This is a genomic window from Mycobacteroides immunogenum (assembly GCF_001605725.1).
GTDB classification, from domain to species: Bacteria; Actinomycetota; Actinomycetes; order Mycobacteriales; family Mycobacteriaceae; genus Mycobacterium; species Mycobacterium immunogenum.
Map to the genome: position 1 here is coordinate 939,669 of NZ_CP011530.1, position 23,818 is coordinate 963,486.

Genomic DNA, 23,818 nt, shown 5'->3' on the forward strand with positions numbered 1-23,818 from the left:
GGCGCCGCACTTGAGCAGCAGTGAAAGGTTGGCATTGTCATGAGCACAAGCCTTGATGTGGCGGTGAACGGCACCAGCTCACCGGATTTCGACAACGTGCGGCGCGCGTTCGCGTTGAACTTTCTGGAGAACGATGAACTCGGTGCCGCCGTGGCGATCTGGGTTGATGGAGAGCTCGTCGTCAACTTGTGGGCTGGTTGGGCCGATGAGGCGCGCACCCGCCCGTGGACCGAAGACACGCTGGCGCCGGTGTATTCGGGCACCAAGGGGCTGATGAGCACGTGCGTGCACATGCTCGTCGAGCGCGGTGTGCTGGACCTGCACGCGCCGGTGGCGCGCTATTGGCCCGAATTCGGCCAGGCCGGTAAGGAATCCATCACGCTGGCTATGGTGCTCGGGCACCGTTCGGGCGTGATCGGGCCGCGCGCCCGCCTGACGCCGGAACAGGCGGCCAACTGGGACGAGGTGTGCGAGCACATCGCGCGGGCGACCCCATGGTGGGAGCCCGGAACCGCGCAGGGCTACCACATGGCGACGTGGGGGTTCATCCTCGGCGAGGTTGTTCGCCGCACCACGGGTAGGACGCTCGGGCAGTTCCTGCGCACCGAGATCGCCGAACCGTACGGGCTGGACGTGCATGTGGGACTGCCGCACGACGAGCACCACCGCTGCGCCGAACTGGTCAACAAGCCGTACCTGCGTGACGTATTCCGCGGCGCGCCTAGCGAATTCGAGTGCATGAGCGATCACCCGCTGGCGGGCCCGCTCATCTCGGGTGATTTCATCCCCGACGACGAGATTGCCCGCAGGGACATCGCGTTGTGGCGGGCACTGGAGTTCCCCGGCACCAACGCGCATGTCTCGGCGCTCGGCATGGCCACCTTCTACAACGCGATGGCGCTCGGCAAGCTGCTCAGCCACGACCACATGGACCTGGTGCGCGTGTCGCAGGGCGGGTTCGATCCCGACGTGGTGCTGGGTCCGCGGGTGGCCAACCATGGGTGGGGCCTGGGCTACATGCTCAATCAGCGCTGCTACGCCGGACCCAACCAGAAGACTTTCGGGCACGGTGGATCCGGCGGTTCCTACGCGTTTGTCGACCTGGAGCACCGCATCGGCTACTCGTACGTGATGAACCAATTCGACGTGACCAAGGCGGACGCCGATCCGCGCAGTGTGCGGCTGATCAACGAGCTCTACACCACGTTGGGGGTGGCGCCGGCGGGAGAGTCGCTGTGACAGCCACGATCCCGGAGATTCGGGCCGAAGCGGTTGTCGCGCGGCCGGCGATCGACCATCTGGACTTTGTCGATCAGGCGTCCTTCCTCGGGTTGCGCGCCACCGAGATGTCCACGTTGAGCCAGATGGTCTGGATCTACGAACGCGATGTCGACACCGACCGGTTGCGCAGGTTCCACGCCAACCTCGGCCGTGGGCTGTTCGGGCGGCGAATCGAGCGTTCCCGTTTGCCGTTTGGCCGGCATCGCTGGGTACTCGATCCGGCATGTCATCCCATCGATGTGGAGCTGGCTCCGCTGCCGAGGGCCGAACTGCAGGACTGGGTGCACCGCCACGCGCAGCTGCCGATCGACCCCGAGCACGGCCCGTCCTGGAGGCTGGGTGTCACCCGGTTCACCGATGGTGCCACCGCGGTCAGCCTGGTGGTGTCGCACAGCGTCGCCGACGGTGTCGGACTGTGTCAGGGCATCGCCGACGCGGTCAACGATGCTGAATTGCCGCTCGGGTATGCGGGGCCACAGTCGCGCAAGCGTTTTCGGAGCATAGGTGAGGACCTGCGGCGCACCAGAGGCGACTTGCCGGAAACCGCACGGGCCCTGCGCAAGGCCACCAAGCTGTTGAGTTCGCGGCGCCAGGACATCAAGCATGCCGCCCTGCCCACCATCACGGCGCATGTCGACCGGGTCGCGGCGGCCACCGTGTATGTGGATGAAAATCATTGGGATACACATGCACACGGCCGCGGTGGGACCAGTAATTCATTGGTGGGCGCCTTCGCGGCTCAGTTGGCAGCCAAAGCAGGGCGGCTCGGCCGGGATGGGCAGGTGACTCTCTCCATGCCGGTCAACGAGCGCACCGAGGGCGATCATCGTGCCAACGCCATGACCTCGGTGATGTTCGCGGTCGATCCCGCGGACCTGACCACCGATCTGAGCGGCATCAGGAGCGCCACCAAACAGGTGCTGTCCGGGCTGCGTGACGCGCCCGATGAGAAGTGGGCGCTGTTGCCGTTGACGCCGTTCATCCCGAAGGCGGCGGCGCGCCGGCTTGCCGATGTGGCGTTGGAGTACAACGACTATCCCGTCGGCTGTTCGAATGTCGGGCCGCTGCCCGCGGCGGTGAATCGTCCCGATGGGACAGACGCCGACTACATCTTCTGCAAACTGGCCGAGCAACGGGTGCGGCCCGACAAGGTATTGAGCACCTATGGGCAGTTGTTCCTGGCATCCGGACGGGCCAATCACAGAGTCTTCCTGGCTGTTGTCGCACACCAACCCGGCGTGATCGAATCACGCGCTGACCTGACCAACCTGCTGTCCGAAACGCTCGACGACTTCGGCCTGCACGCCGTGATCGAGTAGTCATGGCGGAGAACACAGGTGGCATCTACGGACTGATCGCACGGATCGTCCGGCGGACCCCTGTCGCCGTGATCGGAGTGTGGATCGGCCTGGCCGCGGTGCTGGCCCTGACCGCGCCCTCACTGCAGAAGGCCATCGAGGATCATCCTGTCGACCTGTTGCCCAAGGACGCTCCCGTCATGGAGACCACCCGGCAGATGGTCGAATCGTTCCAGGAGTCGGGCGCGCAGAACATCCTGTTGATCGTCCTCACCAATGAGAACGGGCTGACCCCGGCGGACGAGCAGACGTACCGGATTCTCGCCGCGCGCATGCGCGAGGACACCCGTGACGTGAGCATGGTGCAGGACTTCATCACCAAACCGATGCTGCGCGAGATGATGTCGAGCACCGACGGCAAGGCCTGGTATCTGCCGGTGGGCCTGCAGGGTGAACTGGCCACCCCGGAATCCGGTAAGGCCTATGTGGGTGCGCTGAAGATCATCAAGGACGCCACCGCCGGCACCACCTTGAAGGCCTTCACGACCGGGCCGACGGCCACCGTGGGGGACCTGACGGTGGTAGGCGAGCGTGACCTGCACAAGGTCGAAATCACGACGGCCGCCTTGGTTCTGCTCATCTTGCTGATCGTCTACCGCAACCCGGTGACGATGATGCTGCCGCTCATCGTGGTCGGCGTCTCGCTGGGTATCGCACAGGCCGCCGTCGGGGGATTGGCGCAGCTGGGCCTGAGCATCTCGAACCAGACGCTGACGTTCATGACCGCGATGATGATGGGTGCGGGCGTGGACTACGCGGTCTTTCTCATCAGCCGGTATCACGAATACATCAAGCAGGGTATGGATTCGGACAGCGCGGTGGCCGCCGCGCTGGAGTCCATCGGCAAGGTGGTCGCCGCCTCCGCAGCGACGGTGGCCGTGACCTTCCTCGGCATGGGATTCACGAAGTTGGGCATTCTGTCCACCGTCGGTCCGGCGTTGAGCGTGTCCATCTTGATCGCCTTCGTGGCATCGGTGACCTTCCTGCCCGCGGTGCTGGTCCTGGTAGGCCGGCGAGGCTGGGTCAAGCCGCGAAAGGCGTACGCCAACAAGATTTGGCACCGCTCGGGCATCAACATCGTCAAGCGGCCCGGTGCGCACCTGGCGGTCAGTCTGGTGGTGCTGATCATCCTGGCGACCTGCGGCGCGATGGTGAAATTCGGATACGACGACCGTAAGAACCTGCCGCCCTGGGCCGACAGCAACCAGGGCTATGCGGCAATCGAAAAGCACTTTCCGGTCAATTCGACGCTGCCGCAATACCTCTACATCAAATCGACCCATGACCTGCGTACCCCGCGTGGGCTGGCCGATCTGGAGCAGATGGCGGCCCGGGTGAGCCAGGTCCCCGGTGTGGACAAGGTCCGCGGCATCACGCGTCCCACGGGCGAACCGCTCGAGGAAGCCAAGCTGTCGTATCAGGCCGGTGAGGTCGGTGGGAAGTTGGGCGATGCCTCGAATCTGATCGATGCCCGGACCAGGGACCTGGACAAGTTGGCGACGGGCGGGCACACCCTGGCGGACAAGCTCGGCCAGGTTCGCGATTCGGTGAAGAATTCGTTGGGTACCGCGCGCGCCCTGGTGGAGGTCCTGGCCCAGCTGCGCGGCAGCGGTAAGACAGGCACCCTGGCCGACCTGGACTCGGTGGACAAGCTGGTCACCAGCATGCATTCCCTGGGTGATGCCATCGAGGCCAACGCCCAGAGCGCCAGTGAGGTGTACGGCTGGATCGAACCCGTCGCACGGGTGTTGGTGGGCAACCCAGCCTGCGATATGGATCCCGGGTGCCGCTCCTCGCGGGACGAGATGAACAAGTTCCTGGACACCAAACAAGATGGCACCAGGGACAAGATCGTCGAGCTGGGCCGTGAGCTGAAGTCGGTGGACAACGACAAGCAGATCAGCTCCACCATCGCGCGGCTGCGTACCGCGCTGAATTCCATCGACACGAATCTGCGGCGACTGGGCCTGTCGGACTCGTATGGCATCCAGAAGAAGTTCGCCGAGGTTCTGACCGGCGTCAATTCGTTGGCCGACGGCAGCGCACAGCTGGCCGAGGGCGTCCAGATGTTGGTGGATCAGACCAAACAGATGGGCGGGCAGCTGGGTGACGCTTCAACGCTGTTGGTGGCGGCCAAGCGTGATGCGGCGCCCGGATCGATGTCCGGCTTTTATATCCCGCAACAGGTGCTCACCCAGGACTCCTTCAAAACCGCTGCCGCGGCGTTCGTTTCGGCAGACGGGCATGCGGTGCGTTACCTGGTGCAGAGCAATCTGAATCCGTTCAGCCCGGAGGCGATGGACCAGGTCCGAGCCATTCAGGATGCCGCCCGCAGCGCGCAACCCAACACCACGCTGTCGGACGCGTCCATCTCGATGGCCGGACTGTCGGCGATGTACAACGACATTCGCAACTACTACAACCACGATCTGCGATTCATCATCGTGCTCACTGTCATCGTGGTGTTGCTGATTCTGGTCGCACTGTTGCGAGCGATCGTCGCGCCGCTGTATCTCATTGGCTCGGTGATCATCTCGTATGCCTCGGCGGTGGGTATCGGGGTGATCGCCTTCCAATTCATCGGCGGCCAGCCGCTGAGCTGGAGTGTGCCCGGCATGGCTTTCATCGTGCTGGTGGCGGTGGGTGCCGACTACAACCTGCTGTTCATCTCGCGGATCCGCGACGAGTCGCCGGATGGTATTCGGTCCGGTGTGATCAAGACGGTCAAATCCACCGGTGGCGTGATCACCTCTGCCGGCGTCATTTTCGCCGCGTCGATGTTCGGTCTGTTGATCGGTAATTTGCAGTCCATGGTGGAGGCTGGCTTCATCATCGGCATGGGCCTGCTACTGGACACCTTCCTGGTGCGCACCATCACCATCCCCGCCCTGGTGGTGCTGTGCGGGCAGGCCAACTGGTGGCCTTCGGCCAGTGTGGAATCCTGGTTCCGTCAAAGGTTCTCGCGATCGCAGTCCGGCGCGCAGGAAGAGAATTCCGCAGAGGCAGGCGATCTCGAGGCGGCTAACGGGGAGGCGCCGCCGCCCGAGGATCAGCCGATTTCCCTTTCGCGCGAAGTCGAGCTCGCAGGCCGTCGATGATGATCGCCAGGCCGTCTTCGAAGTCGGCATCGAAGTCGGGCTGGTAGAGCTCCGCGAACACCTCGGACTGCGCGGGAAACCTGTGTAAGTCGAGCTTGGCACGCAAGTTCTCGTCGGCGTAGGGATTTGGGCCCGGGTACTCCGAACCGTCGCGGGCTTGCTGTTCGATGGTAAATCCGATTGTGTAGTGGTGGACCACAGGGGAGAATCGAGCAGCCTCGCGCACGGTGAACCCCGCCGCGGTCATGGCGTTCAGCATGGGCTCCACCAGCTCGACCGCACTGGTCACGAAGGTTCCCGCCAGGATTCTCGCGCCTTGGTGATAGCGCAGCATGGCCTGGCGCAATGCGCGAGATACGTTGATGAGAAAGGTGTCCCACGGTACCGCGGTGTCGCCGACGGCGTCGAGTGCGTCGCGGAAGATCTCCTCGCCCATGAGGTCGACGAGCTCGCGGCGGTTCTTCACGTGCCAGTAGAGGGCCGGTGCCTGCACGCCGAGAGAGGCGGCGAGTGCCCGCATGGTGAGCCCGTCGCTGCCCTTCTCGTCCAGTAAGGCCAGGCCGGCGCGTGCGATCGTCTGCCTATTCAAAATCACGTTGACAGCTTAACAGTGTTAAAGCCATTATTAGATTAATTCCGATAACGATGTTAAGGAGAACTATGACTGAGCATGCAGTTGTTATCGCGGGTGGCGGCCCAACCGGACTGATGCTGGCCGGTGAGTTGGCTCTGGCCGGTATCGACGTCGCGGTTCTGGAGCGGCGCGGCAGCCATGAGGAAGTGGGATCGCGTGCGGCGGGGATGCATTCGCGCACCATCGAGGTCTTCGATCAGCGCGGGATCGCCGAGAGGTTCCTCGCGCAGGGGCGGACCTTGCAGGGCACCCACTTTTCGGGGATTTTCATGAGCATTGAGGATTTCCCGACCCGGCACCCGTATGCGCTGGGCTTACTCCAGCATTACACCGAAAAGACACTGGCAGCCTGGATCTCGGAGCTGGGGGTGCCCATCTACTACAACACCGAGGCCACCGGCTTCGTCCAGGATGAGGCTGGAGTGGATGTCGCGCTTGCGGATGGACGCGCCATGCGCGCGCAGTACCTCATCGGATGCGATGGCGGGCGCAGCATCATCCGCAAGACCGCTGGGATCGGCTTTCCCGGCCATGACCCGTCCTGTTCGGCGATGTTGGTCGATGCCGAAATCACCGAACAGCCGCTCGAGTTCGGTCTGTTGCGTAAACCCGGGCAGGCCTTCCTGGGCATCTTGCCCTTCGAGGAGGGCTGGTGCCGCCTGGTCTTCAGCACGGATCTGGACCGACTCGGTACCGAACCGACATTGGACGAGGCGAAGGAAGCGTTAAGGGCAATTGCGGGAACGGATTTCGGGCTGCATAGTCCGCGCTGGATGTCCCGCTTCTCCGATATGACCCGTCAGGCCGACAGATATCGTGATCGTCGAGTGTTCTTGGCCGGCGATGCCGCGCACATCCACTTCCCCTTCGGCGGGCAGGGACTCAACACGGGTATTCAGGACGCGGTGAACCTGGGCTGGAAGCTCGCCGCGGTGATCAAGGGTGAGGCCCCGGATGCGCTCTTGGACACCTATCAGGTGGAACGTCACCCCGTGGCAGAGCGGGTGTTGCACAACACGATGGCTCAAACGCCGCTGTCCGAAGCGGGTCCGCGGATAGACGCGCTGCGCGACATCATGGCCGACCTGCTGGCCATGGATGAGCCGCGTAAGCGCATCGCCGGCATGATGAGCGCCCTGGACATCCATTACGCGCTGGGCGATGGACATCCCCTATTGGGGCGCCGGATGCCCGATCTCGACGTGGTGACAGCGAACGGGCCCGAGCGGGTTTATCGGTACCTACATGCCGCGCGCCCGGTGCTGTTCAACTTCTGCGATTCGCGGAGCCTGAGCGTCGATGGGTGGACAGCTCGGGTACACCTAGTCGACGCCAAATATTCAGGCACGTGGGAACTTCCGCTGTTGGGTGAGGTAGCAGCGCCGGAGGCGGTGCTGGTGCGGCCCGACGGGTATGTGGCCTGGGTGGGTGAGGGCTCCGATGACGGGCTTCGTGACGCACTGACCCGCTGGGTGGGATCACCTTCTCCGGCGTAGTGTGGCGCGGGTGGCCCAGACATTGGAGTTCGGAGTCTTTATCCCGCAGGGTTGGCGCCTGGATCTGGTAGGCATCGCACCCGACCGTCAATGGGACGTTATGCGCGACCTTGTGCACTACGCGGAGAGCGGTCCATGGGATTCGGTGTGGGTCTACGACCACTTTCACACGGTGCCAGTGCCCACCGACGAGGCGACCCACGAGGCGTGGACGCTGATGTCGGCCTTCGCCGCGGTGACTTCGCGAATCAAGCTGGGTCAGATGTGTACGGCGATAGGATACCGAAACCCGGTGTACCTAGCCAAGATTGCCGCCACCGTGGACATCATTTCGGGTGGCCGCACTCAGATGGGTATCGGCGGCGGCTGGTATGAGCACGAATGGCGCGCCTACGGCTACGGATTTCCCGACGCGGCAGAACGTCTGGGCAGGTTGCGTGAAGGGGTGCGCATCATGCGCGACGCCTGGCGCGACGGGCGGGTGAGCCTGGACGGCACCTATTACCAGGTGGACGACGCCATCGTGGCTCCCAAACCGTTGCAGGCCAACGGCATTCCACTGTGGATTGCAGGCGGCGGTGAGAAGGTGACGTTGCGGATCGCGGCACGATACGCGCAGTACACCAACTTCGGCCAGACGGCGCAGGAGTTTGCACACAAGTCGAAAGTGCTTGCGGCCCATTGCAAGGACATTGGCACTGACTTCGATGCCATTGTGCGCAGCGCCAACATGAACATTGTGATCGGGGCCGACGCCGCCGAGGTGGCCGATCGGCTGGCGGCGATCAAGGCGCGGCTGGTCCCGGTCATCGGCGAGGACGTCGCCGAGGGCACGGTGGCGAACCTGGCGACAACCGCGGGCACTCCGGAACAGATCGCCGAGCGGCTGGCCGAGTTCCGTGGACTGGGCCTGGGCTATGCGATCTGCAACTTTCCGGAGGCGGCCTACGACCGTTCCGGTATCGACTTGTTCGCACGCGAAGTCATTGGGGTCTAGCCCCATTGTTTACGGCCTAACCGATACCGTAAGTTACGGGAATGCCTTCGCTTGACGCAGTCGATGAAGCCTTTCTGTCCAGCGCTCCGGTGCGAGCGAGCCACACCATCTCCGTGCCGGTATCCGCCGATACGGTGTGGCGCGAGCTGACCAACGACACCACGTTGCGCTGGTTGGCCCCGGGCATCAGGGTCGTCTGGGGTACCCCGCGCGCCGGGGTCGGGGCGGTCCGCAAGATCGGGCCCGTCGTGGGGCCCAAGGTCAACGAGCACTACTTCCTGTGGGAGGAAGGCAGGCGCAAGGCGTTCTACGTGACCAGCCTGCCGGTGCCCATCCCGGGTATACGGGCCTTCGCCGAGGACTACGTGGTGAAACCGACCGACCGTGGCGCCGACTTCACCTGGACCTGGGCGATCGATGGCACCGGTCCTATCCGTAACGCCACCCCCGCGGTGGATGCGATCGTCGGTTTCTCGATGAAGCGCACCAAGGCGCACTTCGACAAGCTCGCCGCGGCGAGGGTCTAGCTAAGCGCCCGTACAGTGGGGCTGTGCGCGGTACGGCCCTCCTGTTGTCGGTGATGGTATTGGCGGCCGGCTGTGCTCCGGCCCGTCAGACGGATGATGCGGTCTCGCTCAACCCCTGCGATGTGGGCCAGTACTGGACGCGTTATTACAACAACACCGATCATTCCGGCAACGCGGTGCTGGCTCGGTGCGAGTACTCGGTGGGCGGAAACTTCACCGGATCACCGGCGCCCGGTGTGCGGGCGGACGGATTCTCGGTCGATGCCGTCGGCGCACTACGGTTTCCGGTGTCGGGCCAGTATCAGATCGCCTCGATGAGCGGCGGCGTGGTCGCGCGGGTGTGGCTGGATGACGAGCAGATCTTCGATCATGCCGACACCCGGGACTGGGGTGCAAATCTGGCCGCCCGCGCCGTCGAAGCCGGAGTGCATACGGTACGGGTCAGTTTCTCCAGCGCGAACGGCCCTGCGGTAGAAGAGTTCTCGGTGTCGCAGGCCGCGCTGGGGCCGGCATCGACGAACGGCAACTTCTTCGCTGCCAACTCATTCCTGAACCAGCCGGTCCCGCCGAACGCGGCCGTCGATCCGCGTTCGGCGAATTGGGTTGCCGCACTTCTCCATCACCCCGATGTGAAGGGCATCGACGTCAACGAGGACATCTGGACCACTGCCGTTTATCACGCTCCCGCGGGCACTCCCACGCAAACCGTTGCCGTCCGCAACAGCCGTAAGTCGATAGATGTCCCGTATCTGCCGCACTTCCGGCCCACCCAGGACTCGGACGCGCATATTGCGATCATCGACGACGCCAATGGATGTGAGTACGAGTTTCAGTCCTTCAAACCCGAGTCCATGTCGGCTATCGCTCAGGCCACCTATCGCGTGGACACCGGATCCGGCGGTCATGTCAGCGGTCCGGCGCACTCCGGGGGCGAGCTGTCCTATCTGGCCGGGCTGATCACACCGGAGGATGTGCGCGCGGGGGTGATCGATCATGCGCTGCGGTTTGCCATCCCGATCAACGCGCCCACCTACGTCTACCCGGGCACGCGCTCGGACGGCACGATTCCGGGTGGGGTGCCGGAGGGGATACGCATTCAGCTCGATCCCTCGCTGGATCTGCGAACGCTCAATCTGACTCCGTTCCAGCGAATGGTCGCGACGGCATTGCAGCGGTACGGGGCCTTTGACGCCGATGTCGCCAAGACCTTCGCGCTGACGGCGCGCAGCGTTATCGACGGCACCCAGTACCCGACTCACATCGATGACCTGCCCCGGGAGCTCATCGGGCATCTGCGGTTCCTGACCCCGGCGCTTGGTTCCACCGAGATACAGCTGGATACCGCCTCGGAAGGTGTCTGCCGGCAGCAGCGCTAATCTGGTAACGCTGATACCCTTCTTTCGGTGTCGCGACGGGTCCTGGCCGCATACGAGTCTTTTCTTGCCACGAAGAAGTTCGGGGCTCTTGACGGACTACGTGCGCTCAGTGTGCTGGCCGTCATCTGGCACCACACCTCGGGGACTCCCGGCCCGCGCATCTCGCACAGCGGATTCATGGGCGTCGACTTCTTCTTCGCCATCAGCGGCTTCCTCATCACCACCCTGCTGATCCGTGAACGCGATCGCACCACAGATATCTCATTGCGGAACTTCTACACGCGCAGGGCATTGCGCATCTTCCCGCTGTATTACGCGGTGCTGGCGCTGTACGTGCTGTTGGTTTTCGCCACCGAGCGCGGGACCGCGAAGGGCGAGCAGTTCTTTCACAATCTGCCGGCGTTCCTCACCTACACCGTCAACTGGTTCGTGGACCTGACCTCGGGAACGTCGGTGCCGTTTTACTTCTCGTGGTCGCTGTCCACGGAGGAACAGTTCTACCTGTTGTGGCCACCGCTGTTGGTGGGAGCACTGCTGCTGAGCAGGGGCAAGGTGTGGGCCCCGCTTGCCGTGCTTGGTGCGCTGGCCGCGGTATCGGTGGGCGTGGGCATCTTCTTCGATACCCGGATGCTGCCCTGGCGCATCTTGGCGAGCCTGTCATTACCAATCTTGCTCGGGGCGGCCGTGGCGATTGTCGTGAACACCCGCCGCGGCTACGCCGGAGCTGCCGCGCTGCTTGGTTGGTGGTGGTCGGCCCCGGCGGTGTTCGTGGCGTTGGCTACCGCGCTGTGGTTCGGCGCCCCGTCGTGGTTGATACAGGTCGTCATGGTCCTCGCCGTCGCCGCGGTGACCCTGCGCGAGAACACCCTGATGCATCCGGTGCTGTGCTGGCGGCCGCTGGCCTTCATCGGTGTGATCAGCTATGGCATCTACCTGATGCACATGTTGTGCGCCAACGTTGTTCGCCGCGTCGTACACGAGGATCAGGGCCTGGCATTGTGCGCGGGGACGACCGTCCTCGTCATCGCCGTGGCGTACGTCAGCTTCCGGTACTTCGAAACGCCCCTACTGCGGATCAAGCGCCGTTTCGAGTCGCCTGCGCAGCGGGACGCGGACGAACTGTCCCGGGCCCCGAGCGTCTAACCGATCGTCGGGCCCAGCAGGTCGTCCGCATCGGTGATCCGGTAGCCGTAGCCCTGCTCGGCCAAGAACCGCTGCCGGTGCGCGGCGTACTCGGAGTCGAGCGTGTCTCGGGATACCACCGAATAGAAGTACGCCTGGCCGCCGTCGGCCTTGGGGCGCAGCAGTCGCCCAAGACGCTGCGCCTCCTCTTGGCGCGACCCAAATGTCCCCGAAACCTGCACGGCCACAGCCGCTTCCGGTAGGTCAATGGAGAAGTTGGCGACCTTGGACACCACCAGGGTGCCGATCTCGCCTTTCCGGAACGCGTCAAAAAGCGCCTCGCGTTCGGCGTTCTTGGTGGAGCCCTGGATCACCGGCGCGCCCAGCTCGGTGCCCAGTTCGTCCAGCTGATCCAGGTACGCACCGATCACCAGCGTCGGAACCCCGGGGTGACGGGCCAGGATCGACTTCACCACGTTGATCTTCGTGTGCGCCGTGGAACACAGCTTGTATCGCTCGTCGGCCTCGGCGGTCGCGTAGATCATCCGCTCGTTGTCGGTCAGCGTGACACGCACCTCGATGCATTCGGCGGGGGCGATCCAGCCCTGTGCCTCAATGTCTTTCCATGGCGCGTCATAGCGTTTGGGGCCGATGAGGCTGAACACGTCGCCCTCGCGGCCGTCCTCCCGGATGAGGGTGGCAGTGAGGCCGAGGCGGCGCCGTGATTGCAGGTCCGCCGTCATCCGGAACACCGGCGCGGGCAGTAGGTGCACCTCGTCGTAGACGATCAGGCCCCAGTCCCGGCTGTCGAACAGCTCCAGATGCCGGTACTCGCCCTTGGTACGCCGGGTGATCACCTGGTAGGTGGCGATGGTGACCGGGCGAATCTCCTTGCGCTCGCCGGAGTATTCGCCGATCTCGTCTTCCGTCAGCGAGGTGCGTGCGATGAGCTCACGTTTCCACTGCCGTCCGGCGACGGTGTTGGTGACCAGGATGAGGGTGGTCGCCTGCGCCTTGGCCATCGCGGCGGCGCCCACCAGCGTCTTACCGGCGCCGCAGGGCAGCACTACGACACCCGAGCCGCCCGCCCAGAAGGAGTCGGCCGCCATCTGCTGATAGTCGCGCAGCTCCCAGCCGTCCTGCGCCAGGGTGATCGGATGGGCCTCGCCGTCCACGTATCCGGCCAGATCCTCGGCGGGCCAGCCGATCTTGAGCAGCATCTGCTTGATGCGTCCGCGCTCGCTGGGGTGCACCTGGATGGTGTCGTCGTCGATGCGGGTACCGAACATGGGGGCGATCTTCTTGTGTCGCAACACCTCTTCGAGCACGGCGCGGTCCAGGCTCACCAGGGTGAGGCCGTGCGCCGGATGCTTGACCAGCTGCAGGCGCCCATAGCGGGCCATGGTGTCGACGATGTCCACCAGCAGCGGCTGCGGTACCGCATAGCGGGAGAAGGTGACGAGCGCGTCGACCACCTGTTCGGCGTCGTGCCCGGCGGCGCGGGCGTTCCACAGCGCCAGCGGGGTGATGCGGTAGGTGTGCACATGCTCGGGCGCGCGTTCCAGCTCGGCGAACGGGGCGATAGCCTGGCGCGCCGCGTCTGCCTGGTCGTGGTCGACCTCCAGCAGCACGGTCTTATCGGATTGGACGATCAGCGGTCCATCGGTCATTCGATCCAGGATAGTGACCCCCGGTGACATGGGTGCCCGGGCAGACCCGCTTCGCCGACACGCCCGTTTGTGGCGGACATGTGCGACGCGAATCCGCCATAAGGCGGGGTGTCGGAGGTCAGCCCGGCGGAGACACCGCGGTGATGCGGTGAATCGCGAAGTCCCGGATGCGCCCGGCCGCGGTGTCGAAGGCCGACAGCTGCCCACCGCGCACGCTGATCGGGTTCACCACCCGCGAGGACGCGATCCCGGCCGGGTCCACGTACCCGATCAACACGCTGGTCTGGGCCTTGGCCGACTGCTGCAACAGTGCCACCGCTTGTGATGGTTCGATGCGAACCCCGTCATGATCGCCCGCCGCGCGCAGAGCCTTCACGACCGCCGCGGCGGCGGGCTCGCTGAGCACCGGTGGTGTCCACCCCATCCGATGCGGTTGCGGGGTCACCCGCGCCCGGTGCGCCCGCAGTTCCACGATCGTGCCGGTGGCATCCTCGGCAGCGGGGGCGAAGCCTGCCGAGCGCAGTCCGGCCACCAGCTCGGCCAGCGGGGCCAGCGACACCGCGACGGTGGGGGCCAGCAGCCGCAGCCCCAAATCCTCCGCCAGCACCGAGACCATCACCTGCGCCAGCAGGGCCACGTCATCACAGCGCAGGAACGAGGTGGCCACCCCGGCCCGCAGCTGACCGTGCCGGCGGGCAACATCGTCGATCAGATATGTCAGCGACTGGGGGACAGGGGTTTTCGAGCGTGATCCGAAGAAGGTGTGCAGCGAGGTGGCGGTCTTCCCCGAATCCAGCGCACGCCGGATGGTTGCCTCGCTGACCCGAAAGACGCTGGCGGCCCCCGCCGATTCCAGGTCTGCCACGGCGGCCAGATCCAGCTCGACCTCACGTGTGAGCGGCCCGGGTGCGACGACGGTCAGGTCGGCCTGCACCAGGAAATGGTCGATGGGGGCGGGGAGCGCCTTTTCCATCGCGGCCAGCGTCGCCGCCTCGTCGCCGGTGCTGTCCAGGAAAGTGCGCACATGAGTCGTCAACGCGCCGCGACCGATCACGCCCAGCGTCGTCGCCTCGAACAGCAGGGCGGTCACCGGTTCGACACCTAGTCGGGCGCCCCAGCGCGGACGGCGCCATCGCATCACCCGGGACAGCTGGTCGGCCCGTAGTCCATGCCCGGGTTTCAGCTCGCCGAGAATCTCCAGCATCAGCTTGCGATCATGCGGTGCTGCCGTGGAACGCAATGAATCTGAAAGGGCCGCAATCGGTTTGTCATCGCTGGTGCGCTTGCCGATCAGGTCGGGGCGAGCCGCGAGCATCAGCCACGCCGACACCAGCCGGAACCAGCGGGCTGCGGTTGGCAGCTCGGCGAAACGGTCGGCCTGCGTGGTCGGCGCCCAATGCCAGCCTTCGGCATCGGTCTCGATGTCGGGGTCGCCGACGGCGATGAGCTCGGCGGCCGCCAGTACCTCCAGCAGTAGCCCCATGCGGTTGTCCTCGATGCCCGTCGCCTTGGCCAGCCGCTTGACCTCGCGCACGCCCAGGCCGCCGCTGCGCAGCTGGGGCGCCGGATTGACCCCGAGCTCGTCGAGCAGCGAGCCCACCTCGCGCAGCAGATCCAGGGCCGCGCCCGCGGCGGCCGCGTCGGCCTCGCTTTGGGTCGCCGACGTTGTCTCCACCACCGGAGGCTGCAGCCGATCGGGTTCCTCATCACGGACAAGCTGCGCCACGAAGCGGGGCAGCAGCACCGTCTCGTCATCGATGCGCTGCAGCAGGCCGGCGGCCAGCAGCTGCTGCACCGGACGGTCCGGCGGGGCGTCGGGCGCCGCGTCCCGGGTGCGGCCGATGGGGGACCCGGTCAGGAGAGCTCGCAGCAGCTCCATGCCGCGATCGTCGGTCGCCTCCAACGCCGCGCGCGCCGCGTCGTAGGAATCGGGCGTGTGCTCGCTGATCACCTGCCCGACCACCCAGGGCAGGCCGAATCGTGCCTCTCCCGCCAGATGCAGCGTGCGATCGCCCCACACCAGCGCCAGCTCGCGCAGTCGGTCAAGCGTGGCGCGTATCTGCAGCTCGGTGGCTCGCCCATCGACTTGGGCGAGCACGTCAGCGATCGAGATGCCGACGACGTCGGCGCGCGCCACCAACAGCGCGTCCAGCACCGCCAGGGTCAAAAAGTCCAGGTTGTCGGTGGCCGCACGTACCGACTGGCGCGACAGCGCCCGCCCGGCCAGCGCGGCCAGCGAACCCGGAGGCGGCGAAGCCAAATCGGGCCGCAGCCGTACTAGCTGTACCAACTGTTCATCTGGCAGCTGGCGCAGCCAGGTAGCCAACGCCGCATCATCACTCATCGATCACCAGCGTAGAGGCGGGTTGGGTTCGCCGTCGGCCTCTCGGCCTGCCACAATGGCTGCGTGGCTGACAAAGAGCAATATGTCGACAACGGCTGGCCCGCGCATGTGGATGGCGAGCACGCCGTCTCGGAGCTGGCGGCCGACCGCACCGGAGCACTCTCACCGTTCGGTGACCTCGAGTTCCCGGTGGCGTCCGTGCCCTACGTGCACCCCGTCACCGTTATCAATAAGTAGAGCGGTGCCTGACGGCCTTTCTCATATCGATGAGCACGGGTCTGCGCACATGGTCGACGTGTCGGCCAAGCAGGCCACCGCGCGTGAGGCCGTTGCGGCGGGGCGCTTCGTCACCACTGCGGAAGTCCTGAAACTCCTGTCGGACGGCACGTTGCCCAAGGGCGACGCCATCGCCACCGCACGTTTGGCCGCCATCATGGCCGCCAAACGCACCAGCGAGCTCATCCCGCTGTGCCACCAGATACCGCTCACCGGTATCGACGTGGACTTCGAGATCGACGCTGACACGGCATCCATCCAGATCACTGCCACCGCCCGCACCAAGGACCGCACCGGCGTCGAGATGGAGGCGCTGACCGCGGTGACGGTCGCCGGGCTGACCCTGCACGACATGGTCAAGGCCGTCGATCCCGCTTCACGTATCGACGATGTCAGAGTGCTGCGCAAAGAGGGCGGTAAGACCGGAACATGGATCCGACCCTGAGATCAGCGCGGGTGATTGTGGCGTCCACTCGGGCGGCATCCGGCCAGTATCCCGATAAGACCGGGCCCGTCATCGCCGAATGGCTTGGTGCACAAGGATTTCGTGTGGAAGAACTGGCTGTGGTGCCCGACGGCGACGCGGTGGGTGACGCGATACGTGCCGCGCTCGGGGTGTCGCTCGTCATCACCACCGGTGGCACCGGTCTGTCACCCACAGATGCCACCCCCGAACAGACCACCGCGCTGCTGGACTACCAGATTCCCGGCCTGTCCGACGCCATCCGGCGCTCCGGCCTGCCCGCCGTGCCGACCAGCATCCTGTCCCGCGGCGTCTGCGGGGTCGCCGGGCGCACTCTGGTGGTCAATCTGCCCGGCTCGACCGGCGGGGTGCGCGACGGGCTTGCGGTGCTCGGCGGCGTGCTTGACCACGCGCTGGATCAGATCGCCGGAGGTGATCACCGGTGAGTGCCACCGTCACTCGCGCCCTGCTGACCGAGGAATCCATCTCGCTGATCGAACACGAGCGGTTGGTCGATCATGAATCTGCCGGTGCCACAGTCGGATTTGTCGGCAATGTACGCGATCATGACGGCGGCAAGACGGTGCTGCGGCTCGAGTATTCGGCGCACCCGTCGGCGCAGCAGGTGCTCACCGATGTGGTGCGGCGCATCGCGGCAGAGGCAGACGGGGTACGGGCCGTCGCGGTGAGCCATCGCGTCGGTGCGCTGACGGTGGGGGAAGCGGCCTTTGTGGTGGCGGTGAGTGCTGACCACCGCCGTCAGGCCTTCGGCACCTGCCAGCGCCTCGTCGACGAGGTGAAGGCGGCGCTGCCGGTGTGGAAACATCAGTTCTTCGCCAACGGCAGCGATGAATGGGTGGGCTCGGCCTGATAATCAGGCCGCTACCCGGTTACCCGCTAGGCCCGCTCGGCGATCACCGTGTATACCGGCACGTGGAGTAGCGGATCGGTGACATCCTTGTCCAGCCGGTCCAGTACGGCGGGATCTCCGCGGTAAGAGCCACGAATTGCGTTGAGAAAATCGGCTTTTGGCGCGCTCATCGTGGTCGGGTTTATCTGCAGGACAGACCACCCGGTAGAGCTCAGCACCTGCTCGATCTCCTCGGCTCGCTGCGCATTTTGGAACGGCGTGGGCACACCGTGCACCCCGCCTTGCGCGAAACACCAGATGTACCAACGCGCTCCGGGGCGGGTGGCGCGGTGCAAGGCGCTCGCGTACCGCGTGCTGCCCTCGCCGTCGAAGCAGTGGTAGACGCCGCTGTCGATCACGGTGTCGAACTTTCCGTCCCAGCCGTCGAGCTTGGTCGCGTCGGCGACGTGGAAGTTGACGGCGGCGCCGGCGGCTGCCGCGCGGCCCTTGGCTTGTTCGATCGCCGAGGGTGCGAAATCGAGGCCGGTGACGTTAAATCCCTGTTGGGCAAGGTAAATGGCATTATCGCCGAGGCCGCAACCGATATCGAGTACCTCGCCGCGGATCGCGCCGAGCAGGGCTAGCTCTTTGATGCGGGGTTTGGCGTCCTTGGAATCCCACGGAACGATAGGGCCGCCCTCTTGGGTGCTCTCGCGATAGAGGTCCTCGAAGATGTTCTGGGTGGGTGCACTCATACGCTTGGCCTCTTTCCGCGACGATGTTGAAGGAGGGCACGGGATCATGCCGTCATGGTCACCAAGGTACGCCCCGAATCTGGCACGTCAACCCCCTTGACAAGTAGCCCAGGCTGGCCCTAGAAAGGCCTACCCCACAACGACAATCGCCCCGGCTATGACAGCCGGGGCGATTGACGAGAGCGTGTGTTAGCGCTGCGCCAGAGCCAGGATCGCGTCGCTGGCCTTGACATCCTGCGTCTGCATCGCGAAGACGATGTCCTTGAGGTAGGACACTCCGCGGCTGTCGCCGGGCGCCACATCGGTGGTGCCGGGAGGCAGGTTGTCCGGGTCGGGCAGGTGGCGGACCACACCGGCGACCGCCTCGGGGCTGGTCGGGATGCCGTTGGACGCGACCGGACCGGCGTCGAACGCGGCCTTGCCGGCGCTGAACCCGATGCTCGCGGCATCCGGAACGCCCGCGGGCATCGGGATCTCGGGAGCGCCGGCAAGGCCGCGTTCGACGCCGGTCCGGTCGCGTCCAACGGCATCCCGACCAGCCCCGAGGCGGGAGCGGCGATCACCTCGGGAGCGGGAGCCTCATCGGCAGGCTCGGGGGCCGGGGCGGGCTCGGCGGGGGCAGGGCCGGACTGGAAGTCGACGTCCTGGGCCTCGGGAGCGGGCGCCTCTTCGGGGGCGGGAGCGTCCTCGAGAACCGGAGCCTCGGGGGCCTCGGCGACGAACTGCTCATCGCCCTCGTCGGCGGGCTCAGGAGCCGGGGCCGGAGCCGGCTCGGCGGCCTGCTCTTCGTGGTGGGCGGCCTGAGTGATGTTGGCCGCGGGAGCGGTACGGGGGGTGGAACCGGAGAGACCACGGCCGCAGACCGGCCAGGCGCCACGGCCCTGCCCTGCGAGCACCTTCTCGGCGACCGCGATCTGCTGGTCCTTGGTGGCCAGGTGAGCGGACGGGGCGTACTGCCCGCCACCGCTGTTGATCCAGGTGCTGGGCGAGAACTGCAGGCCGCCCTGGTATCCGTTGCCGGTGTTGATGGCCCAGTTGCCGCCCGACTCGCAGCGTGCGACCTGATCCCATTCACCGTCGGTGGCTGCTGCAGCCGTCGCGGCCATCATCAGGCCTCCGCCGACAAGACCTGCGCCTGCTACCGCGACCTTGGCCGCCTTGGCGCCAGCCTTGCTGGGCTTACCGTGCCGTCCGCTCATATATCCGTCGTATTCCTCTCTGTGACGCACCTGCGAGGTCAGCTGTCGGGTTCGAACGAGAGGTCGCTCGGCCCGGTTGCCCGGGCTTCACCCCAAGAACCATGAAGGTTCGTGCTGGAGATCGGTGGATCTCCGGCGGATGGGTCCCCCGCCTCCGTCCCTTGGTTTACCGACGAGGTGCCATACCCGAGGGACGGAGCTCGGTGCGCGGGTATGGACTCCGGATGACGGTACGTGTCGATGCGCGTCTCGTCATGTTGGACATTTCACGGTGTTTCGTCCACGACGGGGTGGGTCTATTCCCGCCAGGGGTGGGGTCTGCGCAGGTTATTGGCTAGCTCCACCGTCTCGTGTCCACGCCGTGACCTTATCGTGACCTTGTCATATGTGTCGTAGATCACGAAATTATCTGGGGATCTCTATATACAACTCTCAGAGATGCCTTAGAGCTCCCTTAATAAACGGGTGGGCCTGCGGACTTTTATCCACCAGCGAACGGAGGCAGAACATCCACCACAGAGCCGGATTCGGGCCGGTGGGAGCGATCACGGACGGCGACACCGTCATAGAGAAAGGAACAACGCGCCAATACGCGTTCTAGTTCCGGCCCCCGCGCGGCCAGATGACGGGTCAAATCGTCGAATGAGGCTCCCGCGGGGAGCTCGACGGTCTCCTCCTGCCGTCCGGCCGCCGCGGCCGCGGCCGCGAAGTATCTGACGGTGATGTTCGCAAGCATGCCGATCTAGCCGCCGATCGCGCTCATGGGGCGGTCGGGTTGCAGGAACGACGGATCGTTGATGCCGTGCCCGGCCTTCTTGCCCCACATCGCCGCCTGCCATGCCGACGCCACCGCCGCGTCGGTGGCACCCGACCGCAGCAGTCCGCGCAGATCCGTCTCGGTGGTGGCGAACAGGCAGCTGCGCACCTGTCCGTCTGCGGTCAGCCGGGTGCGATCGCAATCCCCGCAGAACGGCCGGGATACCGACGCGATGATTCCGACCGTCGCCGGCCCTCCGTTCACCAGCCAGCGTTGCGCTGGGGCGCTGCCGCGGGGTGCCGGATCCTCGCTCAGGGAGAACTCCCGGCTGAGGGCGGCGTGGATCTCATCGGCGGTCACCATGCGTTCCCGCCTCCAGCCGTGCCCGGCGTCCAGGGGCATCTGCTCGATTATGCGCAGTTCGTATCCGTGCTCCAGGCAGAAATGAAGGAGTGCGACGGCATCCTCTTTGTACTGCTCGGGTGTTAGCACCGCATTGATCTTTATTGGCGCGAGACCGGCGGCTCCCGCCGCCTCCAGGCCCCGGAGGACATCGGGCAGCCGGTCACGGCGGGTGATCGCGGCGAAGCGGGGCGCGTCCAGGGTGTCCAGTGACACGTTGATGCGGTCCAGCCCGGCGTCCCGCAGTGTGGCGGCTTTGTGGTCCAGGCCGATGCCGTTGGTGGTGAGAGCGATGTCCGGACGCGGTGACAGCGCGGCGACCGCGGCGATGAGTTTCTCCAGATCCTTGAAGATCAAGGGCTCGCCGCCGGTGAAGCGGACGCTGTCGATGCCCAGTTCGGTCACCGCGATACCGATCAGCCGGATGTATTCATCGGTGGTGAGGAGTGTCTCGCTGCGCAGCCAGTCCAGCCCCTCTGCCGGCATGCAGTACGTGCAGCGCAGATTGCACCGGTCGGTCAATGACACCCGCAAGTCGGTCGCGATGCGGCCGAACGAATCAATCAACGGGGTCATAAGTCCAGCGTAGCGACCACTTGCGTGAGCCGAGTAGGATGACCAGTCACCGCGTCCTAATTGGGGCGCGTTAATCATGTGAGGTGAGTGCAGTGCCAACCGGCAAGGTCAAGTGGTACGACGCCGAGAAGGGCTTCGGCTTCCTGTCGCAAGAGGACGGCGAGGACGTGTACGTCCGGTCCTCGGCGCTGCCTGCTGGCGTTGAGGGACTCAAGGCCGGACAAAAGGTCGAGTTCGGTATGGCTGCCGGTCGTCGTGGGCCGCAGGCACTGAGCCTCAAGCTGATCGACGCCCCGCCGTCGGTGCAGAAGACGCGCCGCGAAAGCAGTGGGCCGGTCAATCACAAGCACACCACCGACGAGCTACACGGAATGATCGAGGACATGATCACTCTGCTGGAGGGCACGGTGCAGACCGAGCTGCGCAAGGGGCGTTACCCCGACCGCAAGATCGCCCGCAAGGTGTCCGAGGTTGTCCGCGCCGTCGCCAGCGAGCTGGACGCCTGACCTGACATTCATCCGCGCCGAGGATGTGAGGGCAGCGCTCGACGCTGCCGGCGATTCGGATCGTGCTCAGAAGTCGGCGCGATTCTTCAAGACCGGACCCGGCGAGTATGGCGAGGGTGACGTCTTCATCGGCGTCTCGGTGCCGGATCAACGTAAGCTCGCGCGGCAGTTCCGTGGCATCGGCCGCGATGAGGTGACGCGCTTGCTCGCCAGTGACGTGCACGAGCATCGCCTGACCGCGCTCATCCTGGCGGTCTGGGAGTTCGAGCACGCGGAGGGTGCCGAGCGCGCTGCCTGGGTAGAGATGTATCTACGGCAGGTGCGCGCCGGCCGGGTGAACAACTGGGACCTGGTTGATTCCTCGGCGGCCCAGATCGTCGGTGAATGGCTTGTGGGGCAAGACTATTCGCTACTGTTGGAGCTGGCGGCCGAGGACGGCCTATGGCCCCGGCGGGTGGGCATCATCGGCACCTACGCGTTCATCACGCGCGGGGAGGTCGCACCGCTGCGCGCGGTGGCGCCGCTGGTTATCGAAGACCGCCGCGACCTCATCCAGAAGGCCTACGGCTGGATGCTGCGCGAAGCCGGAAAGCGTTGCGGTACAGAGGTGCTTGTCGGCTATCTGAATGAGCACGCCGCTGCAATGGGCCGCACCGCGCTCAGCTATGCCACTGAACATCTGGACGCCGAGGCGCGTGCGCGGTATCGCGCGCTGCGCTAGTCCTTCCAGACCGTCGATGGAGCGCGGTGATTCGCGCAGCTGGCTCAGGCCGCCGCGATTCGGTCGATCGCATCGGCCCATCGTGTGAGGTGACTGTACGAATCGACGGCACGATTGCGGAGAGTCCCGGGGACAGCAAGAGTTTCTAGGGTAGTTTCGTAGTCGTTAGCCGTAGTCCGAAGTTCCGTAGAGATGTCGGTGGGGTTCTGTGTTCCGCAAACATCGATTTCTAGTTTTCTGCACTCCACGGAATGCTTCATAAGATCGTGATACTCATTGCTGAGGCTGAGGGGGTCGCGCGATGGCGGTTCAGTGCCCGGTGGGTCGATGAGATGTCTAGCGTGCTGCCACAGGTAACTTGCAAGTTCGATACTGACGTATCGATGCAGCCTGCGGACGTAGTAGCGCGCAGGTGCGGGCCCGGTAGATCGAAGCTCGACCCATTGCCGATGTTCTCCGTACCCGATCCCGTGAGATGACCCTAATAGCCCGAATCGCCCAAGCACTACAGAGAAGTAGCCGCCATACAAAGCAAACAACCCTCGTCCTTGTTCATGCGCATGTCGTATGCCTTTCCCGTAGGCAACGAGATCATCAACCGTGGAATTAATCTCGCTGAGGTCGTTAACCCATACTGCCGCATTTTTATCAGGAATATCATCAATTAGATTCGGCAATGCGGAAGGGTGCGCCGCAGCGATTACTCTCCTCAGCCTCTGTGCTTCACCACGGTCTTTGGCGGTTTGGTACGAGAAGTCAAACAACTCTTTTGAGGTGGCCCACCAGGGGTCATCCTTGCTTGCTGACATAAAATACGGCGCTAGAATCAAGGTGGGTAGTCGACTTTTGCTCGGAAAGACATCTTGCCCAAGTCGCTCTGCGTACTTCTGGAAGTGTTTGGAGCTGACCGAGGTGTAGCCCATGTTAAAATCTATCCAACGTTCAGCTAGTTTTTGGCAGCGCTCTTTACTGAAATTGGACGGCTGTGGGGAATCGCTGCGGTGAATTAGCTCGGGATCTTCAAATACAACGTCGGCTAGGTCTTGGTGGGATCTCTTGGGAGTTGCAAGTGAATTCTGAAAAAGTGGAAAACGTGGGTCGATTATATAGTTCTTCGATTCCGTTGAAGCGGACAGCGTCAGGACAAATCCTTTCGTCCCGTCCGCTTGGAAGGCGGCTACCGTTCCAGGAACCAGAAGACCGTCGTACAGTTTACGTAAATCTCTCGCGGTAACTTGATCTGTCGATCCGTAGCTTAAATAGTGCTGAAACCTCGTCACGATTTTCCCCCCTGCAGGATTGCATTTGTAAGACGTCTTCTGATACCTCGCTCAGCTTGGTTCAAAGCTGCTGCCCGCTGAATATAAGTTCGATGTTCACTGACTATTATTATGCCAATTCGATGTAGCG

General features: G+C 64.6%; 21 protein-coding genes, 1 pseudogene and 1 riboswitch. Of the genes and pseudogenes, 14 read left to right on the top strand and 8 right to left on the bottom strand.

The features are described from left to right. Positions 1–39 precede the first annotated feature (39 nt). From ABG82_RS04750 to ABG82_RS04760, 3 genes are read left to right on the top strand one after another with little or no spacing between them, the layout of a single operon-like run. Entirely contained in the window at positions 40–1,239 is a 1,200-nt protein-coding gene (locus tag ABG82_RS04750; RefSeq protein WP_043079196.1) for a serine hydrolase domain-containing protein, read from the top strand. Next, positions 1,236–2,600 carry a hypothetical protein gene (locus tag ABG82_RS04755; protein WP_043079195.1) on the top strand — a complete coding sequence of 455 codons (1,365 nt, stop codon included), beginning with the start codon at positions 1,236–1,238 and terminating at the stop codon, positions 2,598–2,600. The genes ABG82_RS04750 and ABG82_RS04755 overlap by 4 nt, the downstream gene beginning before the upstream one ends. A 2-nt stretch (positions 2,601–2,602) precedes the next feature. Continuing rightward, positions 2,603–5,737: an MMPL/RND family transporter gene (locus tag ABG82_RS04760; protein WP_043079194.1), complete on the top strand. Its 3,135-nt coding sequence runs from the start codon at positions 2,603–2,605 to the stop codon at positions 5,735–5,737. Here the strand turns inward: ABG82_RS04760 and ABG82_RS04765 are convergent. Further along, on the bottom strand, positions 5,661–6,332 hold the full coding sequence (locus tag ABG82_RS04765) for a TetR/AcrR family transcriptional regulator C-terminal domain-containing protein (protein ID WP_043079193.1): 672 nt from the start codon (positions 6,330–6,332) through the stop codon (positions 5,661–5,663). The two genes, ABG82_RS04760 and ABG82_RS04765, sit on opposite strands and share 77 nt — an antisense overlap. Positions 6,333–6,397: 65 nt before the next feature. Between ABG82_RS04765 and ABG82_RS04770 the strand changes: the two genes are divergently transcribed. The 5 genes from ABG82_RS04770 to ABG82_RS04790 are packed head-to-tail and all read left to right on the top strand — an operon-like array spanning position 6,398 to position 11,910. Beyond that, positions 6,398–7,867 carry an FAD-dependent monooxygenase gene (locus tag ABG82_RS04770; protein ID WP_043079192.1) on the top strand — a complete coding sequence of 490 codons (1,470 nt, stop codon included), beginning with the start codon at positions 6,398–6,400 and terminating at the stop codon, positions 7,865–7,867. A 1-nt stretch (position 7,868) separates the two neighbouring features. After that, the gene (locus ABG82_RS04775) at positions 7,869–8,864 is read left to right on the top strand and encodes an LLM class F420-dependent oxidoreductase (protein WP_078343531.1); all 996 of its coding nucleotides are present in this window, start codon (positions 7,869–7,871) and stop codon (positions 8,862–8,864) included. A gap of 41 nt (positions 8,865–8,905) precedes the next feature. Further along, positions 8,906–9,391, top strand: a complete 486-nt coding sequence (locus ABG82_RS04780) for an SRPBCC family protein (protein WP_043079191.1) — start codon at positions 8,906–8,908, stop codon at positions 9,389–9,391. Between the two features lie 23 nt (positions 9,392–9,414). Beyond that, positions 9,415–10,767, top strand: coding sequence for a PA14 domain-containing protein (locus ABG82_RS04785; protein ID WP_052511074.1), 1,353 nt, complete (start codon positions 9,415–9,417; stop codon positions 10,765–10,767). A gap of 27 nt (positions 10,768–10,794) precedes the next feature. After that, on the top strand, positions 10,795–11,910 hold the full coding sequence (locus ABG82_RS04790; protein ID WP_052511073.1) for an acyltransferase family protein: 1,116 nt from the start codon (positions 10,795–10,797) through the stop codon (positions 11,908–11,910). Here the strand turns inward: ABG82_RS04790 and ABG82_RS04795 are convergent. Together ABG82_RS04795 and ABG82_RS04800 are read right to left on the bottom strand one after the other, a co-directional pair. After that, positions 11,907–13,559 (bottom strand): DNA repair helicase XPB, encoded by a 1,653-nt coding sequence (locus ABG82_RS04795; RefSeq protein WP_043079252.1) that lies wholly within the window; start codon positions 13,557–13,559, stop codon positions 11,907–11,909. The two genes, ABG82_RS04790 and ABG82_RS04795, sit on opposite strands and share 4 nt — an antisense overlap. A 118-nt stretch (positions 13,560–13,677) precedes the next feature. Beyond that, positions 13,678–15,903, bottom strand: a complete 2,226-nt coding sequence (locus tag ABG82_RS04800) for a helicase-associated domain-containing protein (protein WP_043079190.1) — start codon at positions 15,901–15,903, stop codon at positions 13,678–13,680. A gap of 63 nt (positions 15,904–15,966) precedes the next feature. Between ABG82_RS04800 and ABG82_RS28545 the strand changes: the two genes are divergently transcribed. Genes ABG82_RS28545 through ABG82_RS04820 form a run of 4 tightly spaced genes read left to right on the top strand, consistent with a single transcriptional unit; the run spans position 15,967 to position 17,513 of the window. Then, a complete protein-coding gene (locus ABG82_RS28545; protein ID WP_052511072.1) occupies positions 15,967–16,140 on the top strand; it encodes a hypothetical protein in 174 nt (57 codons plus the stop codon). Positions 16,141–16,144: 4 nt separating this feature from the next. Beyond that, entirely contained in the window at positions 16,145–16,624 is a 480-nt protein-coding gene (moaC, locus tag ABG82_RS04810; RefSeq protein ID WP_264031018.1) for a cyclic pyranopterin monophosphate synthase MoaC, read from the top strand. Continuing rightward, complete coding sequence (locus tag ABG82_RS04815) at positions 16,609–17,088, top strand: MogA/MoaB family molybdenum cofactor biosynthesis protein (protein WP_043079188.1); 480 nt, start codon at positions 16,609–16,611, stop codon at positions 17,086–17,088. The genes moaC and ABG82_RS04815 overlap by 16 nt, the downstream gene beginning before the upstream one ends. Beyond that, positions 17,085–17,513, top strand: a complete 429-nt coding sequence (locus ABG82_RS04820) for a molybdenum cofactor biosynthesis protein MoaE (RefSeq protein ID WP_043079187.1) — start codon at positions 17,085–17,087, stop codon at positions 17,511–17,513. The genes ABG82_RS04815 and ABG82_RS04820 overlap by 4 nt, the downstream gene beginning before the upstream one ends. Before the next feature lie 26 nt (positions 17,514–17,539). Here ABG82_RS04820 and ABG82_RS04825 read toward each other — a convergent pair whose 3' ends face one another. The 4 genes and pseudogenes from ABG82_RS04825 to moaA all read right to left on the bottom strand — a co-directional run bounded on the left by ABG82_RS04825 (position 17,540) and on the right by moaA (position 21,181). After that, complete coding sequence (locus ABG82_RS04825; RefSeq protein WP_043079186.1) at positions 17,540–18,247, bottom strand: class I SAM-dependent methyltransferase; 708 nt, start codon at positions 18,245–18,247, stop codon at positions 17,540–17,542. A gap of 189 nt (positions 18,248–18,436) precedes the next feature. After that, positions 18,437–19,446, bottom strand: a pseudogene (locus ABG82_RS29200) (transglycosylase family protein). 10 nt (positions 19,447–19,456) lie between these two features. Beyond that, a riboswitch (cyclic di-AMP (ydaO/yuaA leader) is annotated at positions 19,457–19,636 on the bottom strand. A 291-nt stretch (positions 19,637–19,927) separates the two neighbouring features. Further along, a complete protein-coding gene (locus ABG82_RS04835) occupies positions 19,928–20,182 on the bottom strand; it encodes a MoaD/ThiS family protein (RefSeq protein ID WP_043078912.1) in 255 nt (84 codons plus the stop codon). 6 nt (positions 20,183–20,188) lie between these two features. After that, entirely contained in the window at positions 20,189–21,181 is a 993-nt protein-coding gene (moaA, locus tag ABG82_RS04840) for a GTP 3',8-cyclase MoaA (RefSeq protein WP_043078911.1), read from the bottom strand. Between the two features lie 92 nt (positions 21,182–21,273). On the opposite strand from moaA, the gene ABG82_RS04845 reads away from it, so the two are divergent. Together ABG82_RS04845 and ABG82_RS04850 are read left to right on the top strand one after the other, a co-directional pair. Then, complete coding sequence (locus ABG82_RS04845) at positions 21,274–21,687, top strand: cold-shock protein (RefSeq protein ID WP_005063636.1); 414 nt, start codon at positions 21,274–21,276, stop codon at positions 21,685–21,687. Between the two features lie 25 nt (positions 21,688–21,712). Beyond that, positions 21,713–22,408, top strand: coding sequence for a DNA alkylation repair protein (locus tag ABG82_RS04850; RefSeq protein ID WP_043078926.1), 696 nt, complete (start codon positions 21,713–21,715; stop codon positions 22,406–22,408). Positions 22,409–22,452: 44 nt separating this feature from the next. Here ABG82_RS04850 and ABG82_RS28135 read toward each other — a convergent pair whose 3' ends face one another. Then, positions 22,453–23,688 carry a hypothetical protein gene (locus ABG82_RS28135; protein WP_131676281.1) on the bottom strand — a complete coding sequence of 412 codons (1,236 nt, stop codon included), beginning with the start codon at positions 23,686–23,688 and terminating at the stop codon, positions 22,453–22,455. Positions 23,689–23,818 lie beyond the last annotated feature (130 nt).

What these genes read in the sequence shown, in the direction of transcription:
- ABG82_RS04750 (WP_043079196.1), top strand. Translation starts at nt 40, where the DNA reads ATGAGCACAAGCCTTGATGTGGCGGTGAACGGCACCAGCTCACCGGAT.
- ABG82_RS04760 (WP_043079194.1), top strand. Translation starts at nt 2,603, where the DNA reads ATGGCGGAGAACACAGGTGGCATCTACGGACTGATCGCACGGATCGTC.
- ABG82_RS04770 (WP_043079192.1), top strand. Translation starts at nt 6,398, where the DNA reads ATGACTGAGCATGCAGTTGTTATCGCGGGTGGCGGCCCAACCGGACTG.
- ABG82_RS04780 (WP_043079191.1), top strand. Translation starts at nt 8,906, where the DNA reads ATGCCTTCGCTTGACGCAGTCGATGAAGCCTTTCTGTCCAGCGCTCCG.
- ABG82_RS04795 (WP_043079252.1), bottom strand. Translation starts at nt 13,559, where the DNA reads ATGACCGATGGACCGCTGATCGTCCAATCCGATAAGACCGTGCTGCTG.
- ABG82_RS04800 (WP_043079190.1), bottom strand. Translation starts at nt 15,903, where the DNA reads ATGAGTGATGATGCGGCGTTGGCTACCTGGCTGCGCCAGCTGCCAGAT.
- ABG82_RS04815 (WP_043079188.1), top strand. Translation starts at nt 16,609, where the DNA reads ATGGATCCGACCCTGAGATCAGCGCGGGTGATTGTGGCGTCCACTCGG.
- ABG82_RS04825 (WP_043079186.1), bottom strand. Translation starts at nt 18,247, where the DNA reads ATGAGTGCACCCACCCAGAACATCTTCGAGGACCTCTATCGCGAGAGC.
- ABG82_RS04835 (WP_043078912.1), bottom strand. Translation starts at nt 20,182, where the DNA reads ATGCTTGCGAACATCACCGTCAGATACTTCGCGGCCGCGGCCGCGGCG.
- moaA (WP_043078911.1), bottom strand. Translation starts at nt 21,181, where the DNA reads ATGACCCCGTTGATTGATTCGTTCGGCCGCATCGCGACCGACTTGCGG.